The sequence below is a fragment of the Aeromonas sp. TS_SC_11 genome (assembly GCF_057318915.1).
This window is the reverse complement of sequence record NZ_CM170470.1, coordinates 4,723,195-4,739,259: the sequence shown is the minus strand read 5'-3', so window position 1 is coordinate 4,739,259 and position 16,065 is coordinate 4,723,195. Positions and strand designations below refer to the sequence as shown.

The window sequence follows — 16,065 nt, the reverse complement described above, 5'->3', positions numbered from 1 at the left end:
GGGAAGAACAGCCTCATTTTTACCCAAAGGAACAGAAAACAGCCGCAACTAGCGGGGCTGCAGGCGGTTATTCCATGGGACAAAACCCCTTGTCAGCGGCCGCCCAGGCAGGCAAGCTGGCGCCCATTTCGAGCCCATCCCGGATTGGGCCTGTCACTCTCGTGAGGAAATCCCATGTGCCCGTCTCCTTGCCCGCTGTGCGGTGCAGTCGATTCCTATGCGCTGCCGGTGGCCGGCAAGCATTACCATCGTTGCCGGTCTTGCGAGCTGGTCTGGCTGGATGGCGCCGATCATCTGGGGCCGTCAGCGGAGAAGGCAGTGTATGACGGACACGACAATCAGGTGGACGATCCCCGCTACCGCCATTTTCTGATGCGTGCCTTCGGCGAGGTGCTGAGCCGGGTGCCGCCACCGGCCAGCGGCCTCGATTTTGGCTGTGGCCCCGGGCCTGCGCTCATCGCCATGGGGCGGGAGGCGGGCTACCAGATGGCGGGTTATGACAAGTTCTATGCAGATCTTCCCGACTTGCTCACCCGCCAGTATGACTTCATCACCAGCACAGAGGTAATCGAGCATATCGCCGACCCGCGCGCTGCACTGGACGTGCTCTGGGGCTGCCTCAAGCCCGGCGGCATCCTGGTGCTGCAGACCCAGCGGGTGCTGGACGATGACCGTTTCAAAACCTGGCGCTATCGGCACGACCCGACCCACATCGTCTTTTTTGCCGAGACCTCGTTTCGTGCTCTGGCCATTCGCTGGCAGGCCGACGTCCTGTTTCCCCATGGGGATGTGGTCGTCTTCACCAAACCCTGAGCAGGGCGTTTTCATTTGGTCATGAGTTGGGCATGCTGGTGGCCTTAAACCCTGGAACGGATGCCCCTATTTCCATGTCGATCCCTCATTTGTCACTGCAAGATGCCCGCCACCTGCAGCTCGCAGCCCAGGGGCTGCTGACCCAGCGTCGTGCCAAGGCCAAGCCTGCGGATCTGCTGGCGACCATTCGGCGTATGGCGCTGCTGCAGATAGATACCATTTCAGTGGTGGCGCGCAGCCCCTATCTGGTGCTGTTCAGCCGACTGGGGCAGTACGATCCTCGCTGGCTTGAACAACTGTTGGCCGAGGGGGACATCTTCGAGTATTGGGCCCATGAGGCCTGTTTCATTCCCCGCGAGGATTACCGCCTGCTGCGTCATCGCATGCTGGATCCTGCCGCCATGGGCTGGAAGTTTTCGGCCAACTGGCTAGCCACCCATCAGCAGGAGATAGGCCAGATTATCGAGCGTATTCGCCAGCATGGCCCGGTGCGGGCCGCCGACTTTGAGCGCAAGGGGGAGAAGGGCAACGGCTGGTGGGACTGGAAGCCGGAGAAACGCCATCTTGAGGTGCTCTTTACCGCAGGCCAGCTGATGGTGCGCGAGCGGCGCAATTTCCAGCGAGTCTATGATCTCGCCGAGCGGGTCATGCCCGACTGGTGTGACGAGCGGGATTTGCCGAGCCAGGAACAGGTCCGGCGGGAAATGGTGCAGGCAAGTTGCCGCGCCCTTGGGCTGGTCAAGACCGGCTGGGTCGCCGACTACTATCGGCTGCGCCGCGGTAAATACGATGCCCTGCTCCATCAGCTGGCGGACGAGGGGGAGCTGTTGCCGGTACGGGTGGAAGGGTGGCAGCACGGCGCCTTTGTTCATGCGTCCCTCGCCGATGAGTTGGCCATGGCCCGGGCCGGCACCCTCAAGGCGACCCACACCACGGTACTGTCGCCGTTTGATCCCCTGGTCTGGGATCGCAAGCGGGTCAGCGAGCTGTTCAACTTTGACTATCGCATCGAGTGCTATACCCCGGCGCCAAAGCGCCAGTATGGCTACTTCGTGTTGCCGCTGCTGCACCGTGGCAAGCTGGTAGGGCGCATGGATGCCAAGGCCCATCGCCAGCAGGGGATCTTCGAGATCAAGAGCCTCTATCTGGAAGATGGGGTGAGAGTGACCCGTACCCTGGCGCAGGATTTGGCCAGAGCGCTGCAAAAGCTGGCCGACTGGCATCAGACGCCGGCTCTGCAATACGGCGTCATTCCCGCACCTCTGCTGGCGCTGTGGCGTGACACAGGCTGGTCTGAGACATGAGGGGACTGGCCGACTGAACTAAGCTGCAAAGGTAGTCAAGGAGGGGGCAATGAACCGAACAATCTTGCTGTTGATGGGGCTGGGAGCCGGCAGTCTGGCTCAGGCGGCCGAACCGCAGGTGCAGATCTGCCTGGGGGAGGGGAACGAATGGGCTCCCTTTACCTATTGGGAGCGCAAGGATGGCGTACCCGATACCAGCCGGCTCACTGGCTCGGCCACCACTCTGGTGCTCGAGTCCCTGAAAAAGCTGGGGATTTCATACCAGATCCGCTATCTGCCCTGGGCGCGGGTGCAGCAGGAGCTGGCGGACTATCGTCAGAACGGCCTGTGCGAGCTGACCTGGGATGCCAGCTACAAGCCGGAGCGGGCCGAATATGCCCTCTACAGCGTGCCGCTCTACTACACCCACCTCGGTTTTTTCTATCTCAAACGCCGCTTCCCCGAGGCGCCGGATTTACAGACGGTCAATCGCTCCCGGGTGTGCGGTGTGATTGGTTACAACTATGCCCCCTATGGCTTGACGCGGGAGCCCCATCTGGTCAAGCAACTGCAGCAGGCGCTGGATATGCTGGGGCGGGATCGTTGTGATTTCTTGCCAAGTGAAATAGAACCGCTGGTGAGTGGAATTGGCCTGGGCATCTATCGAAGTGAGAGCGGCCTGCTCAACCTCTCCCTGCCCAGCCGCAAAGGCTTCTATCTGTTGGTGAGCAAGGGCTCCCCGCGCGGGTACGAACTGGTTACCCGCCTCAATCAGGTGCTGATCTCGTTTCAGGACAGTGGTTACAGCGACGAGGTGATGCGCAGCTTCCTGCCGCCGATGGAGTGAGATCTATCCACACGCCGGGCATCAGGCCCGGTTTATTATGACCACAATGGGACCGGCTGGAAGCGGGGTACCTTCGGCAGTTCTCCGCGCTCATATGCCATCACGACCTTTGCCTGGACAGGCCTGAGAGCGTCTTCGCCGTGGCGTTGCATCCTTGCTGACGAAGGACGTCTACCCTCGCATCAAACCGGGCAGCACCAGCGCAACGGCCGCGGCGATGCGCTCACGGATGTCGCTGCCCGGCGCCAGCAAGCCGAGTGCCATCTGGCGCAGCGGCTCCGCCATGGTCATCGCCAGCAGCAGGTCACTGGTTTGTGCGACGTCCAGCGCGCGTAGCCAACCCAGTTGCTGCTGGCGCTGCAACCAGTTGGCCAGCGTCGCCCTGCCGCGCGCAATGCCGTTGTCCTGATAGGCCGCCAGCAGTGCATCCCGCCCCTGAAACTCATGTTGCAGCAGCCGGAACATGCCTACCGCCGGCGCGCTCAGCACCTGGTTCGCAATGGCCTGCAACCCCTGCTCCAGCATCTCCCCCAGGGCATCGGGGCTATCGGCATCCAGCTCGAATGCCGGTTGAAATGCATCGGTCCAGCTGCGTACCGCCTGTGCCACCAGCTCGTCGCGGTTGGCGGCGAAGCGGTACAGAGTCTTCTTTGCGACCCCCGCCTGTTTGGCTACCGCATCCACTGTTGCGGTGGCGTACCCCCCCTTAAGCAACAAGGTCAGCGTTGCCTCGACCAGAGCGGCGCGCAGGTCGGATTCCGGGGTGGCCGGCCGGCCGCGTGAACGTACTACGTCATTGGATTGGTTCGACATGTTTGGCTCCTGGAAAGCATTGACAGACACAGCATACAGGCATAGCTTGAATTAAGAAACTAATTTGGTTTCCAAATTAAATCGGAGTCACATCATGAATCCTTCCGCTTTGCTTGCCCCCTGGGGCGTCAATGACATCAATGAGTTGCTCAGGCTGCAGCCGCTGCGCCTGGAAATGGGCCTGACCCGCAGTACCGACGGCTTGCTGACGGTCGCCATTCGCACCGATCTGCACGGCTGCAAGGGGCGCATGCTGGATTGGTGGTTCACGTTTTTCGAGACGACCCAGCACATCAAGTGGTGGCACCCGCATGACCACGTCGAGCACCGGGGCTGGGATCGTCACTGGAAAAAAGGGGAGCGCTATGTGGGGGCCAGCATAGATGCGGTGGAGTGGCTTGCCGAACTGCCGCCGGTGGCGGCCCGCCTCAAGTTTCACAGCGCCGAAGAGGTGTTCGCCCCGCAATCGCTACACGAGGCGTGGGAGACGCAGGCACTGTCTGCCGCCATTTGCGCTCGCATCGGCTTTGGCGATCAGGTGGCGCTGGATGAGCAGGGGGCGCCGCTGGACGGCGAGATGCTGCACCTGGCGCGCGATACCCCTTATGGTTGCGTGCTGCGCAGCCGCTTCCTGCTGGGAAAGGCCTGCGCCAATCCACTTGATGAGGTGCCGGACGATATCGGCTTCAACCTGATGCGCCACTGCTACAGCGAGTTCAGCTATCTGGCGCAGTTTCTGCCGTCACTCTATTACGCGGAAAACGGCAGTGAATCCGCGCCGCAGCTCTGGTGAAGAAGCGCCCATGGTTGGTGCCAACAAGCGTGGGGTGCCTGGTTCCATAGAAGGGGCAAGACCGGCCATCGGAGTGGCACGTTAGCCGTCGGAGGAGTAATAAAAAACCGGGCACTTGGCCCGGTTTGGTCAATCAGTCACGCTGTGATTACTGGAGGACCAGCACCATCAGCAGACCGACGGTAATGGCAGACACCAGGAAGGCGAAGCCATAGAACACATAGTGGTGCAGCTTGGTTGTGTGGATCCCCAGATCATGCAGACCGTGGTAGATACGGTGCATGCCGTGCCAGATCGGCAGGGCTATGATGACCAGCAGTATGCAGGCACCCCACCAGGAACTGGCGAATGCGTGGGCACGATCAAAGCTCATGGTCTCCACGTCCATGATGCCCATGGGCACCAGCAGACCTGTGATGAGGACAATCACCGGCAGCAGCATGGCAACCACCATGCCACCGGCACCAAACAGACCCCAATAGATGGGTTCGTCAGAACGTCTCATTAATTTTCTCCTCAAGCCACGATGATCAGGATCAGCAGGGATACCACTGCCAGCGCCACATACTGGGCGATAACGATCGGCTTCTCCGGCACCAGGTCTTCACCACGGAAGATGCGCATGGCCTTGGGCGCCAGGGCGAACCAGGTCTTGGCATGGAACAGGCAGGCCGCCAGCGCGATGACGTGGAACAGGATGGCGATCGGGCTTTGCAGGGATTCCAGCCAGCCGTTGAACGCTTCCTGACCCTGAACCAGACGCAGCAGACCCCACATCAGCACGACGGCATAGATGGAGACGAAGATGCTGGTGCCTTCGCGGATCATGTAACCGGTGTAGAAGGCATTCTTCAGCCACCAGTCTTTCTTCATTTCGCGGACGTAAGGCTTACGTTTGCTATTGGTGTTGTTCATGGTCTCATTCCTGATCTCAATCTGGCTTGAACATGGCGATCATGTAGTCCTTGGCACTCTCGACCTTGCCAAGCTGAATGGCTGCAGCCGGATCCACGCCCTTGGGGCAGACATCGGAGCAATAACCCACGAAAGTACAACCCCAGACGCCTTCGTCCTGGCTGATGATCTTCATCCGCTCTTTGGACGCGCTGTCACGGTTGTCGGCGTTGTAGCGATAGGCCAGTGCCAGTGCCGCCGGACCGGTGAACTTCTTGTTGATGCCATACTGCGGGCAGGCCGCGTAGCACAGACCACAGTTGATGCACATGGAGAACTGGTGATATTTCGCCATGTCAGCCGGGGTCTGGGTGTACTCGCCATCACACAGGTTGCGCGGTTCGCTCGGGATGATGTAGGGCTTGATGCTCTCCAGCTTCTCGATGAAATCGGACATGTCGACCACCAGATCGCGCTCGATCGGGAAGTTGTTGAGCGGCTCGATTTTCATCTTGCCCGGCAGATAATCGCGCAGGAAGGTCTTGCAACCCAGCTTCGGAATACCGTTGACCATCATGCCGCAGGAGCCGCAGATCGCCATCCGGCAGGACCAGCGGAAGCTCAGGGTGGAGTCGAGCTGATCCTTGATGTATTGCAGTGCATCCAGCAGGGACATCTCTTTCAGGTAAGGCACCTGAAAGGTCTGCATCCAGGGCTCGTTGTCCTGCTCAGGGCGATAACGCAGGATTTCAATTTCGATCATCTCAGCCATTCTTCTTAGCCTCGTCTTGTTTCTCACCCTCGGAACCGTACACACGCTTGGCCGGTTGGGATTTAGTGATCTTCACATCGGAGTAATCGATGGTCGGGGCGCCTTCCTGGTTGTAGAAGGAGAGGGTGTGCTTGAGGAAGTTCACGTCATCACGCTCTTCGTAACCGTCCAGACGCTGGTGGGAACCGCGGGACTCTTTCCGGTTGAGGGCGGAGTGCGCCATGGCTTCGGCCACGTCCAGCATGTAGCCCAGTTCGATGGCGTACAGCAGATCCGTGTTGAAGACAGAGGACTTGTCGTTGATCTTGACCTTTTTGTAGCGTGCCTTCAGCTCGTTGATCTTGTCGATGGTGCCTTGCATCAGCTCTTCGGTACGGTAGATACCGACACCGGCTTCCATGGACATGCCCAATTCGTTGCGGATATCGGCCGGGTTTTCGGTCCCGTCTATGTCCATCAGCGAGAGGTGTTGCTTGATCAACTGCTCGGCCTTGGCGGCCAGCGCTTGCGTGTCGCCGTGTGCCTGGGTCTTGGCGAATTCGCCGGCGTGCTCACCCGCTACCTTGCCGAATACCACTATCTCGGACAGGGAGTTGGAGCCCAGACGGTTGGCACCGTGCAGACCGACGGAGGCACACTCGCCCAGGGCGTACAGACCCGGCATGCGGGTCGCGCACTGACCGTTGGTCTCGATACCACCCATGGTGTAGTGGGCAGTCGGACGTACCGGGATCGGCTCCTTGACCGGATCCACACCCACGTAGGCCTTGGCCAGCTCGCAGATGAAGGGCAGACGCTCTTTCAGATACTTCTCGCCGAGGTGGCGCAGGTCGAGGTGAACCACGTCGCCCATCGGGCCCTGGATCACGCGGCCTTTCTGCTGCTCTTGCCAGAATGCCTGGGAGAGACGGTCACGGGGACCCAGCTCCATGTGCTTGTTCTTCGGCTGGCCGACCGGGGTTTCCGGGCCCAGACCATAGTCTTGCAGATAGCGGTAGCCATCCTTGTTGACCAGAATGCCACCTTCACCGCGACAACCTTCGGTCATCAGTATGCCGGTGCCCGGCAGGCCGGTCGGGTGATATTGAACGAACTCCATGTCGCGCAATGGCACACCATGGCGGTAGGCCAGGGCCATGCCGTCACCGGTGACGATGCCACCATTGGTGTTGTAGCGGTAAACGCGACCGGCGCCACCTGTAGCCAGAATGACAGACTTGGCCTGGATGAAGCGGGAGATGCCGTTCTGGATATCAAAGGTCAGGACGCCCTGCACGCGGCCATCTTCCACGATCAAGTCCATGCAGAAGTGCTCATCGAAGCGCTTGATGGTCGGATACTTGATTGAGGTCTGGAACAGGGTGTGCAGAATGTGGAAACCGGATTTGTCAGCCGCGAACCAGGTGCGGGGGATCTTCATCCCGCCGAAGCGACGTACGTTGGCTTTGCCGTCCGGCTTGCGGCTCCAGGGGCAACCCCAGTGCTCAAGTTGAACCATCTCTTTGGTGGCATTGTTGACGAAGTAGTCGACCACGTCTTGCTCACACAACCAGTCGCCACCGGATACGGTGTCGTTGAAGTGGTTTTCGAGGGAGTCATCATCACGGACAACACCGGCGGCACCGCCCTCTGCGGCCACTGTGTGGCTGCGCATCGGGTAGACCTTGGAGATCAGGGCGATCTCCAGCTCCGGGTGGGCTTCTGCTATGGCGATTGCGGCACGCAGGCCACCACCACCGGCACCGATGATGGCGACATCGGTCTTGATAATATCCACATCTGCCTCCTTAGGGATAGATTTGCTGGGCACGATTTTGCTCTATTAAAAAAATTCAGGCTTGATGCAAGTCAAACTGGTTTGTTTTAGTGCTTGGCAATGGTGAGTTTTATTAAAATCACCCCATTCCTTGGATGAAAACGCCGTAATTATCGCCATCCTTCAGTTATCGGTATCAGCCGCTGTCATTGCTATGGTTATTTTAAGCTCAGGATTATACGTAGTTTTCTTTCAAAAAAATGAGAAACACCTCTCTTTTTAGGTATTACCCATAAAGTTTTTAAGTTTTTTATCAAAAATATTTAATAAGAATTATTCACTGATTCATGTTGGGTTGTTTGAGTTAAAAAAACTAATCCAAATGCTGAGTGGGATTTGTTGTTTCATGACGGAGAACTGTGCCGGATGAGCATTTATTTCCTCATAGTCCAGACGATTCATGTGGTAATAACTATTGAAACAAAAGCATTTTTTCATAAAAAAAGGGGCCTGCATGGCCCCTTAGGTTTGTGCTGATCAGATGCGGAACATGCCGACCTGATTGCTCAGTTCACCTGAAATATTTTTAAGTTGTTCAGAGAGGTTGCGTGAGCTGTCGGCATCGACTGCCAGCTCGTCGGAGACATCCTTGACCGCCTGGATGTTGCGACTGACCTCGTCGGTGACGGCACGCTGCTCCTCGGCGGCACTGGATATCTGGGTCGCCATGTCGGAGATCTGGTTGATGGAGGTGGTGATTTGCTCCAGTGCCTGCGTAGCGTCGTTCGCATCTTCCACGCTGTTCTGGGCCAGCAACTGGCCTTCGTGCATGGTGCTGACAGCGCCCTGAGTATTACGCTGCAGCGTCTCAATCATGCTGCGGATCTCGACGGTAGAGCTGTGAGTACGTTGTGACAGCACCCGCACCTCGTCGGCGACTACGGCAAAGCCACGACCCTGCTCACCCGCCCGTGCAGCCTCGATGGCGGCGTTGAGCGCCAGCAGGTTGGTCTGCTCGGCGATCCCCTGGATGGTAGAGAGGATGGTGTTGATCTCCTGGGCGTTCTTCTCCAGTTCCTGAATGATGCCGGAGGCCTGTTTGACCTGAGTGGCGAGATCCGTGATGGAACGCTGGTTGCGGGCGATGACTTGCTTGCCATGCTCACAACTGCTGGAGGAGCTGCGGGCCGCATCGGCGGTCTGCTCGGCGTTGTTGGCCACTTCCACCGCAGTAGCTGACATTTCGTGCACTGCCGTGGCGATCTGGGAGATCTCGTTTTGCTGACGTGCCAGACCCTGGTTGGCTTTCTCAGCCATGTTGTGGGAGGACTTGGCCTGATGGTTCAACTGGCCGGAGGAGTTGGAAATATCCTGCACCATCACATGGATACGTTCGATGAAGGTGTTGACGTGCTTGGCTACAGCACCAACCTCATCTTCTCGCTCGATCTTGATGCGGCGGGTCAGGTCACCGTTGCCACGGGAGAGGTCGGCAATGGCCTCCCCCAGGGTTTTCAGCGGAGCCAGTGAACCGTTGATGGCAACATAGGAGAAACCGGCCACGATGAGAATGGTCAGCAAGCCTTGCAGCAGGGCGGAGGTGACCATGCGGGAGACGGACTGGTAGGCCACAGCTTCGTCCACCATCATGCCGTAATACCAGTTGGTATTCGGGATCGCGTTGAAGTCAAAGACCTCTTTCTTGCCGCTGATCACCAGCTCATTGATCATGCCATCGTGGGCCACCTGGTTGATGTAAGCCGCTGTCAACTCAGGTGCCAGACTGGTGGCGGGCTTCAGACTCAAGGAGGCATCGGGGTGGGCGATGATGGTGCCATTGCTGTCTACCAGGATGGCGTAGGTGCCTTCGGTGGTGACCGCCAGAATGTCAGAAACCAGCGAGCTGATGGAGAGGTCTCCGGCGATGACCCCCTGGGTATTGCCACGCTGGAAAGGCTCGGCAATGGTCACGATCAACTGGCCAGTGGTGACGTCTGCATAGGGTGAGGTGATGGCCAGTTTGCCCGCAGCCATTGCATCCTTGTACCAGGGGCGTTGGCGGGGATCGTAACCTGCCGGCAAGTCGGTCGGTTTACTCTGGATCATGCGCCCATCAGTGGTACCGGCATAAACCAGGTCGAAGCCACCCGCGTTCATGGATTGAGCCAGGTGGCTGATCGGCTCATCTTCTTTGGCGAAGGCCTCCTTGGTGGAGGTGACCATGTTGATCCTGGCATCGAGCCAGCGAGAAATCCCCTTGACGTTGGCCACCGAGCTTTCGTCAATGATATTCCATACCAGCCGCTGGGTTTCGCTGCGCAGTTGGGAGGTGTTGTACCAGACTTGCAGGCCTGTGATGACCAGGATAATGACCCCGATGGCGAGGACAAGTTTGTTCTTGATGGATAAGTTCATGTGTACATCCTTGTGAGCGTCAGTCTGCGATGTGAGGTGTTATTGTTATGAGCCAACTCTTATCGGCCAAAGTTGAACTTTTTGTATCCCGGTGCGCACTTAAATTTATAGCCTAAATCAGCGCTTAGGGATCTCCTGCCGAAGTAATGAGTCCCCTTGTTTCCGGGGAAGGAAGCGATCCGGCCGATTGGTAAATATGCCGTCAACCCCCATGGCCGCCAGTGCGGTCAGATCGTCCCCATGATCGACCGTATAGACCAGCACTTTCAACCCGCGGTTGTGGGCATCCTGCACCAGCGCCTCATCGACGAAGTCCACATCACAGTTGAGTGACCAGGCTCCGAGCTCGGCAGCAAAGCGCGCCAGGGTGAATGGTAGGGTAGCGGTCAGCGCCCCCAGCCGGATCTCGGGTCGCAAGGCGGCGAAACGGGCCAGTTCCGGGTGGTGGAAGGAGGAGACGACCCACTGAGCCGGTGTGAAACCCAGTTCGGCTTCGGCGCGCCGGGTCAGCAAGGCCACCTCGCTGGCAGTGTGCGCCCCTTTCAGCTCGATATGCAGCTCGGCCTTGCCAGCGATAGCTTCCATCACCTGCCACAAGGTTGGGATCGACTCCCCTTGTCCGGCATCCAGACTGGCCAAGTAGTCACGGGATTGCGCCGTCAGCACGCCGCCGCCGTTCGTGCAACGCTCCAGTCGCCGGTCGTGGAATACCCACAACTCGCCGTCAGCCTGCTGTACGTCTATCTCGATGGCTTCAGCCCCCAGCTCCAGCGCCAGCCTGATGGCCTTGATGGTATTTTCCGGCGCCAGGCCACTGGCCCCGCGATGGGCGATGATCTGCATCATATGGCTCCTTTTATGTCCCGGTCAGGCACGGCTCAGTCGAATATCGATCTGCTGGTGCGGCAGTCCCAGACCTTGTTGCTGCAGTTTCTCCAGCACCAGCGAGTGTACTTCGTGGGTGATGGGCATGCGGTGATCCATGCTGTTCACATAGAGCCGCATCTCGTAGATCAGCGCCGAATCGGTGAACTCGATCAGGAATACTTCGGGGGTGGGGGTCTCCAGCACCAGAGTGGAGGCCTTGATCGAATCTTCCAGTATGGTCTGTATCCGTTTGGGGTCCTGAGTCAGGCCGATGCGGATGCGCAGTTTGACCCGGGTGATGGAATCAGAGAGCGACCAGTTGATGAACTGCTCCGTGATGAAGGCCTTGTTGGGAACAATGATCTCCTTGCGATCCCAGTCCACTATGGTGGTGGCGCGGGTCTTGATCTTGGTCACTGTGCCAGTCAGCTCGCGGATGGTGACAGTGTCGCCGAGCCGGATCGGCTTCTCGAACAGTATGATGAGGCCGGAGACGAAATTGGCGAAGATCTCCTGCAGGCCGAAACCCAGGCCGACCGAGAGGGCTGCCACCATCCACTGCGCCTTGGACCAGTCGATACCAAGAATGGAGAAGCCACTGAGCGCCCCCACGACCAGCACTATGTACTTGGTGACAGTGGTGATGGCAAACCCTGTGCCCGGGGATAGACTCAGGTGCTGGAGCAGGGTCAGCTCCATCAGGCCCGGCAGATTGCGGGCAGTGACCACCGTCAGTATGAAGGTGAATGCCGTCAGCATCAGATCCTGCAGTGTGATGGGGGAGAGCTGCTCTATGCCGCCAATCTTGCTGGTGACCTGCCACACTTCGATGCTGCGCAGGAAACTGAACGCCGAGTTGAGCTCGGACCACTGCACCACCACCAGCATGGTGAATCCCAGCATCAGCAGGGTACGCACCAGCCCCAGCGACTGGGCGCTGATGGTGTCCAAATCCAGCTCGGTATCTTCCACCACGTCCGGTATCTCGGAGCTGAGTTCATCATGGCCCTCTTCCCGGCCGCGTTGGGCCAGTATCTCGGCCCGTTTGCTCTTGGCCCGATCGAAGGCGAGACGGCGGCGCTGGATCAGCATCCAGCGGTGGGCCAGGTAGTAGATGAGCAGGCAGCCCAGCCCCATCAGCAGGCTGAGCTCCAGCTGGCGCAGCAGGATTCGGGACGTGTAGAAGTAGCCGAGCAGGGAGCCGATCACCGCCAGCAGGGGGGCCAGCATCAGGCTGTTCCAGATGAAGTGGTGCAGCAAATGGGGCTTGCTCATGTCGGCCTGACCCCAGGTCAGCGGCAGTCGCTCCCGGTTGAGGCGGGCAAAGAACAGCAGCAACCAGAGGGCGCCAACGATGAACGCCATCCGGCCGAGGGAGTCATAGAAAGCGTGTTCCTGATAGCTGTTGGCCATGCCCTGCACGAAGAAGCTGGGGATGATCACCAGCAGCAGGGTGCGAAACTGGCTCCACACCTTCTGCACCCACTCTTTCTGCCAGCGAAAATGCAGGATCAGTATCCCTTTTTCCAGCGTCAGGTGGCGCGCCATCAAGAGTGCCAGCAGCAGGAACCAGATTTCACTCAGGCCCCGGGCGACCGCCACCGCGAACGGGTATTGCCAGGCGCCGTCGAGCAGACCATGCACCATCAGCACCATGGCGGGCAGGGGCAGGGAGGCGAGCAAAGAGCGCACCAGCAGGCGGCTGGTGAGGCTGAACTTGTCCTGGGTCACCTTGCCGATGCGCGGTGCTATGTGCTGACTGTAATGCGTCAGGTGACGGGCTAGCTTGAACCAGCACCAGGCCAGCACCAGTATGCCGATACCGGCCAGGGTGAGGGTGATGGGATTGTTCTCGGCGATGGCTTGCGGCAGTTGCAGCCAGTTGGTCGGGTTGAAGGCAAGGCCGAGGGCCGCCGGAATGCCGAGCAGCACGGTCGGGGTGAGCGGACGTACATCCGGCATCCAGAACAGGTGGCTGGCGCTGAGGTCGCGGATCTCGTCGATCTTGCTGTTCTGGCGGCTGTAGAGCAGCTTGAGCCGGGTCTGCTCCTGGATCAGGCTGTCGGACGCGTCATTGAGACGGGTCAGCAGTTGCCGTCTGGCCTTGAGCAGATTGTCGAGCACCGCCTGCTGGGAGCGATCGAGCGCCATCTCGTCGGTGGCCATCAGCCGCTCGCGCATCTGGCGCGGATCCTTGAGGGCATCCTGCTCGGTTTCGTACTGGTATTTGGCCATGCGGGCGTTGACGATGGCGGACTCCAGCTTGTCGAGCGGGAAGTAGGCGGGCAGGTCGGAGAGCTTGCTGCGCAGGTTCTCGCCGTAGGCGTTGCTGATCTGCAGCCACTCCAATTGCTCCCGCACCGAATTGACCAGATCGTTCAGGGCCGACAGGTTCTTGTCGATGGCTCTTTGATCGTCCTGTACCCGCTCTATCTGATCCTCCAGCGCGCCGAGCTGGATGGAGAGGGCCTGGTTCTGCTGTTGCTGCTCCAGCAGCAGCGGCATGTCGGAGGTGAGCTGCTTGCGCAGCCGCTCGCTTTCGGCCAGCGCCTGCTCAGTCTTGTCGCGGCGCAGCTGGTTCTGCTGGTTGAGCAGGCTGGCCTGCCACTCGTCTTCATCCGTGATGGCCAGATTGAGCTCCTGCAACTTCAGCTTGCCGAGATCGTTGCGCTGCTGGGCGGAGAGCTGCTCCAGCTCCAGCATCTGGATCCGGTCGGCGAGACTCTGCTCCTTGAGGCGGGTGGCCAGCCGCTGGGCATCCTGCTGGCGATCCGACTCGCTGCTGAAGCTGAGCCGGTCGAGCAGGGTACGGGTCTGCTGCAACTGCTTGCGCAGCTCGTCTACCCTCAGGTGGTACTCCTGGCCCGTGCTCTCCAACTGGTTGAGGCTGTCCATCACCGCCTGACGCTCCTTGCGCAGGTTGAGTTGACGGTTGCTGCTCAGGCCTATGGCCTGGCGCAGCGCCTCCTCCTTCAGGGAGGAGAGGGACGGGCGGGATTGGGGCTGGTAGTTGTGCAGGCTCTCCTTGAGGCGGGCCGACTCCTTGGGGTAATCAATCAGGATCTGCTGATAAGCCTTGCCCTGCTCACGATAGCGCTGGGCTTCCCGGGCAAACTGCAGCGCCTGTTGATAACTCTCCCGCAATTTCTGGTTTTCCGGGGTGTCCGTCTTGGGGACGCTCTGCAGCAACTCCTCTACCTGGGTGATGGCGTCATCGGCCTGGACGAGCAGGGGAAAGAGAGAGAGGGAGAGCAGCAGCAGAGAGAGCAGGCGTTGCAACATGGCGCACGTTTCCGTTCATGAGAGGTCGCCCTAGCCTAAAGCAGGGGCCGGAGCGGGTAAAGTTTTCCATATTAATGATTTGTAACATAAATAACGGGCGATCCTGGCCTTGTTTGGCTATTATTCTGGCCGTTTCTCCCTCCTTTGAGCATCTTATGTCTGCAGTCGATCTGGGCACGGCCCCACTCTCTCGCCTGTTTTTGCGCTACGTCACGCCGACCGTGGCCGCCATGCTGGTCACCGGCATCTATGTCACCATAGACGGCATCTTCGTCGGCCATATCCTGGGTCAGGACGGACTGGCGGGCATGATGCTGGCTTATCCCATCTGCGCCGTGCTCTATGCGGTGGGGGCACTGATCGGCATGGGCTCCTCGTCGCTCGCCTCCTTCTACCTCGGCAAGGGGGAGCAGGCAACTGCGCGTCACATCGTCGGCAATGCGCTGGTGATGGTGCTGATAGCCTCGGCCGTGCTCACCTTTATCGGCATTCGCTATGGTGAGGCCATGCTCTCCTGGATGGGAGCCGAGGGGGAGATCTTCAACGCTGGCATGGCCTATCTGCGCTGGTATGCCTTGCTCGGTGTATTTGCCGTGCTCTCCATGGCATTTACCGCCTTGCTGCGCAACGACGGGCGACCGGGTCTCACCACCTGGATCCTGGTCGGCGGTGGCGTGCTCAACGTGCTGCTCGACTATCTGCTGATGGCTGTCATTCCCTGGGGACTGGCGGGGGCTGCCATTGCGACCATGCTCTCTCAAGCCGTGACTGGCGGACTCTGTCTGTGGCACTTTTTCACCCCCCGCAGCCAGTTGCGTATTCGCTGGGATACCCTGACGCCGAACTGGCGGCTGATGGGGGAGACACTGCGCCTCGGGATATCGAGCTTTCTGATGTACCTCTACCTGTCGGTGGTGCTGGCGATGCACAACAAGGCGCTGCTGGCGGTGGGCACCTCGCTGCACGTGGCAGCCTATGGCGTCATCAGCTATAGCGAAGCCTTCTTCTATCTCATCTTCGAGGGGATCGCCATGGGCATACAGCCCATCGCCAGCTTCAACGCGGGGGCGGGCAACTGGCAACGGGTGTTGCGTGTGCGCAACCTGGCGCTGGGGGTCACCCTGTTGGTGGCACTGTGTGGCATGATCCCGCTCTATCTGTGGCCTGAGGGGGTCGTCTACCTGTTTGCCGGCGACAATGCGGCCCTCCTGCCGGTGGCGAGTCTCGGCATCTGGCTCTACTTCTGGGGCCTGCCGATGGAGGGCTTGCTGCTGGTGGGGGCAACCTACTTCCAGGCCATCAACCGGGCGCGTATCGCCTCCCTGCTCACCGGCGGCAAGCTGGTGCTGATCGGCGGCTTCCTGTGGGGCTTCTCCTCCCTGTGGGGGGTATCAGGTGTCTGGCTGGCGTTGCCGACTTGCAGCACTGTGCTGGTGCTGGTGATGTGGCGCGCCATGCGCAAAGAAGCGGGATTGCACGTTCCCGCCCATTGAGCTGTGTCCCCAAAACAGAAAAGGCAGCCCTGGCTGC

The 16,065-nt window shown here is 59.5% G+C and carries 13 protein-coding genes; 5 read left to right on the top strand and 8 right to left on the bottom strand.

The features are described from left to right. The first annotated feature begins 174 nt into the window (after positions 1-174). The 3 genes from AC1P02_RS21810 to AC1P02_RS21800 all read left to right on the top strand — a co-directional run bounded on the left by AC1P02_RS21810 (position 175) and on the right by AC1P02_RS21800 (position 2,943). Positions 175-813 carry a class I SAM-dependent methyltransferase gene (locus tag AC1P02_RS21810; RefSeq protein WP_485183409.1) on the top strand — a complete coding sequence of 213 codons (639 nt, stop codon included), beginning with the start codon at positions 175-177 and terminating at the stop codon, positions 811-813. Positions 814-887: 74 nt separating this feature from the next. Next, the gene (locus AC1P02_RS21805) at positions 888-2,117 is read left to right on the top strand and encodes a winged helix-turn-helix domain-containing protein (RefSeq protein ID WP_485183407.1); all 1,230 of its coding nucleotides are present in this window, start codon (positions 888-890) and stop codon (positions 2,115-2,117) included. Between the two features lie 49 nt (positions 2,118-2,166). Continuing rightward, positions 2,167-2,943 (top strand): substrate-binding periplasmic protein, encoded by a 777-nt coding sequence (locus AC1P02_RS21800; RefSeq protein WP_113719853.1) that lies wholly within the window; start codon positions 2,167-2,169, stop codon positions 2,941-2,943. A 171-nt stretch (positions 2,944-3,114) separates the two neighbouring features. On the opposite strand, the gene AC1P02_RS21795 is transcribed toward AC1P02_RS21800, so the two are convergent. Further along, complete coding sequence (locus AC1P02_RS21795) at positions 3,115-3,756, bottom strand: TetR/AcrR family transcriptional regulator (RefSeq protein WP_485183405.1); 642 nt, start codon at positions 3,754-3,756, stop codon at positions 3,115-3,117. 94 nt (positions 3,757-3,850) lie between these two features. Here AC1P02_RS21795 and AC1P02_RS21790 point away from each other — a divergent pair, with 94 nt between their 5' ends. After that, positions 3,851-4,549, top strand: coding sequence for a DAPG hydrolase family protein (locus AC1P02_RS21790; RefSeq protein WP_485183403.1), 699 nt, complete (start codon positions 3,851-3,853; stop codon positions 4,547-4,549). 148 nt (positions 4,550-4,697) lie between these two features. Here the strand turns inward: AC1P02_RS21790 and frdD are convergent, their stop codons facing one another. The 7 genes from frdD to mscM form a co-directional block, all read right to left on the bottom strand. After that, the gene (gene frdD, locus AC1P02_RS21785) at positions 4,698-5,054 is read right to left on the bottom strand and encodes a fumarate reductase subunit FrdD (protein ID WP_005317209.1); all 357 of its coding nucleotides are present in this window, start codon (positions 5,052-5,054) and stop codon (positions 4,698-4,700) included. A gap of 11 nt (positions 5,055-5,065) precedes the next feature. Then, positions 5,066-5,464: a fumarate reductase subunit C gene (locus tag AC1P02_RS21780; protein ID WP_021138209.1), complete on the bottom strand. Its 399-nt coding sequence runs from the start codon at positions 5,462-5,464 to the stop codon at positions 5,066-5,068. A gap of 16 nt (positions 5,465-5,480) precedes the next feature. Then, the gene (locus AC1P02_RS21775) at positions 5,481-6,215 is read right to left on the bottom strand and encodes a succinate dehydrogenase/fumarate reductase iron-sulfur subunit (RefSeq protein WP_171268651.1); all 735 of its coding nucleotides are present in this window, start codon (positions 6,213-6,215) and stop codon (positions 5,481-5,483) included. Then, a complete protein-coding gene (gene frdA, locus AC1P02_RS21770) occupies positions 6,208-7,992 on the bottom strand; it encodes a fumarate reductase (quinol) flavoprotein subunit (protein ID WP_059111472.1) in 1,785 nt (594 codons plus the stop codon). Before frdA ends, AC1P02_RS21775 begins: the two co-directional genes overlap by 8 nt. Before the next feature lie 516 nt (positions 7,993-8,508). Further along, the gene (locus AC1P02_RS21765) at positions 8,509-10,386 is read right to left on the bottom strand and encodes a methyl-accepting chemotaxis protein (RefSeq protein ID WP_042467821.1); all 1,878 of its coding nucleotides are present in this window, start codon (positions 10,384-10,386) and stop codon (positions 8,509-8,511) included. 117 nt (positions 10,387-10,503) lie between these two features. Next, complete coding sequence (locus AC1P02_RS21760; protein ID WP_485185503.1) at positions 10,504-11,229, bottom strand: glycerophosphodiester phosphodiesterase; 726 nt, start codon at positions 11,227-11,229, stop codon at positions 10,504-10,506. 24 nt (positions 11,230-11,253) lie between these two features. Further along, positions 11,254-14,535, bottom strand: a complete 3,282-nt coding sequence (gene mscM / locus AC1P02_RS21755) for a miniconductance mechanosensitive channel MscM (protein WP_485183398.1) — start codon at positions 14,533-14,535, stop codon at positions 11,254-11,256. 155 nt (positions 14,536-14,690) lie between these two features. Between mscM and AC1P02_RS21750 the strand changes: the two genes are divergently transcribed. Continuing rightward, positions 14,691-16,028 (top strand): MATE family efflux transporter, encoded by a 1,338-nt coding sequence (locus tag AC1P02_RS21750; RefSeq protein ID WP_219591107.1) that lies wholly within the window; start codon positions 14,691-14,693, stop codon positions 16,026-16,028. Positions 16,029-16,065: the final 37 nt, after the last annotated feature.

What these genes read in the sequence shown, in the direction of transcription:
- AC1P02_RS21750 (WP_219591107.1), top strand. Translation starts at nt 14,691, where the DNA reads ATGTCTGCAGTCGATCTGGGCACGGCCCCACTCTCTCGCCTGTTTTTG.
- frdD (WP_005317209.1), bottom strand. Translation starts at nt 5,054, where the DNA reads ATGAGACGTTCTGACGAACCCATCTATTGGGGTCTGTTTGGTGCCGGT.
- AC1P02_RS21775 (WP_171268651.1), bottom strand. Translation starts at nt 6,215, where the DNA reads ATGGCTGAGATGATCGAAATTGAAATCCTGCGTTATCGCCCTGAGCAG.
- AC1P02_RS21790 (WP_485183403.1), top strand. Translation starts at nt 3,851, where the DNA reads ATGAATCCTTCCGCTTTGCTTGCCCCCTGGGGCGTCAATGACATCAAT.
- AC1P02_RS21805 (WP_485183407.1), top strand. Translation starts at nt 888, where the DNA reads ATGTCGATCCCTCATTTGTCACTGCAAGATGCCCGCCACCTGCAGCTC.
- AC1P02_RS21795 (WP_485183405.1), bottom strand. Translation starts at nt 3,756, where the DNA reads ATGTCGAACCAATCCAATGACGTAGTACGTTCACGCGGCCGGCCGGCC.
- AC1P02_RS21800 (WP_113719853.1), top strand. Translation starts at nt 2,167, where the DNA reads ATGAACCGAACAATCTTGCTGTTGATGGGGCTGGGAGCCGGCAGTCTG.
- AC1P02_RS21780 (WP_021138209.1), bottom strand. Translation starts at nt 5,464, where the DNA reads ATGAACAACACCAATAGCAAACGTAAGCCTTACGTCCGCGAAATGAAG.
- AC1P02_RS21760 (WP_485185503.1), bottom strand. Translation starts at nt 11,229, where the DNA reads ATGCAGATCATCGCCCATCGCGGGGCCAGTGGCCTGGCGCCGGAAAAT.
- AC1P02_RS21765 (WP_042467821.1), bottom strand. Translation starts at nt 10,386, where the DNA reads ATGAACTTATCCATCAAGAACAAACTTGTCCTCGCCATCGGGGTCATT.
- AC1P02_RS21810 (WP_485183409.1), top strand. Translation starts at nt 175, where the DNA reads ATGTGCCCGTCTCCTTGCCCGCTGTGCGGTGCAGTCGATTCCTATGCG.
- mscM (WP_485183398.1), bottom strand. Translation starts at nt 14,535, where the DNA reads ATGTTGCAACGCCTGCTCTCTCTGCTGCTGCTCTCCCTCTCTCTCTTT.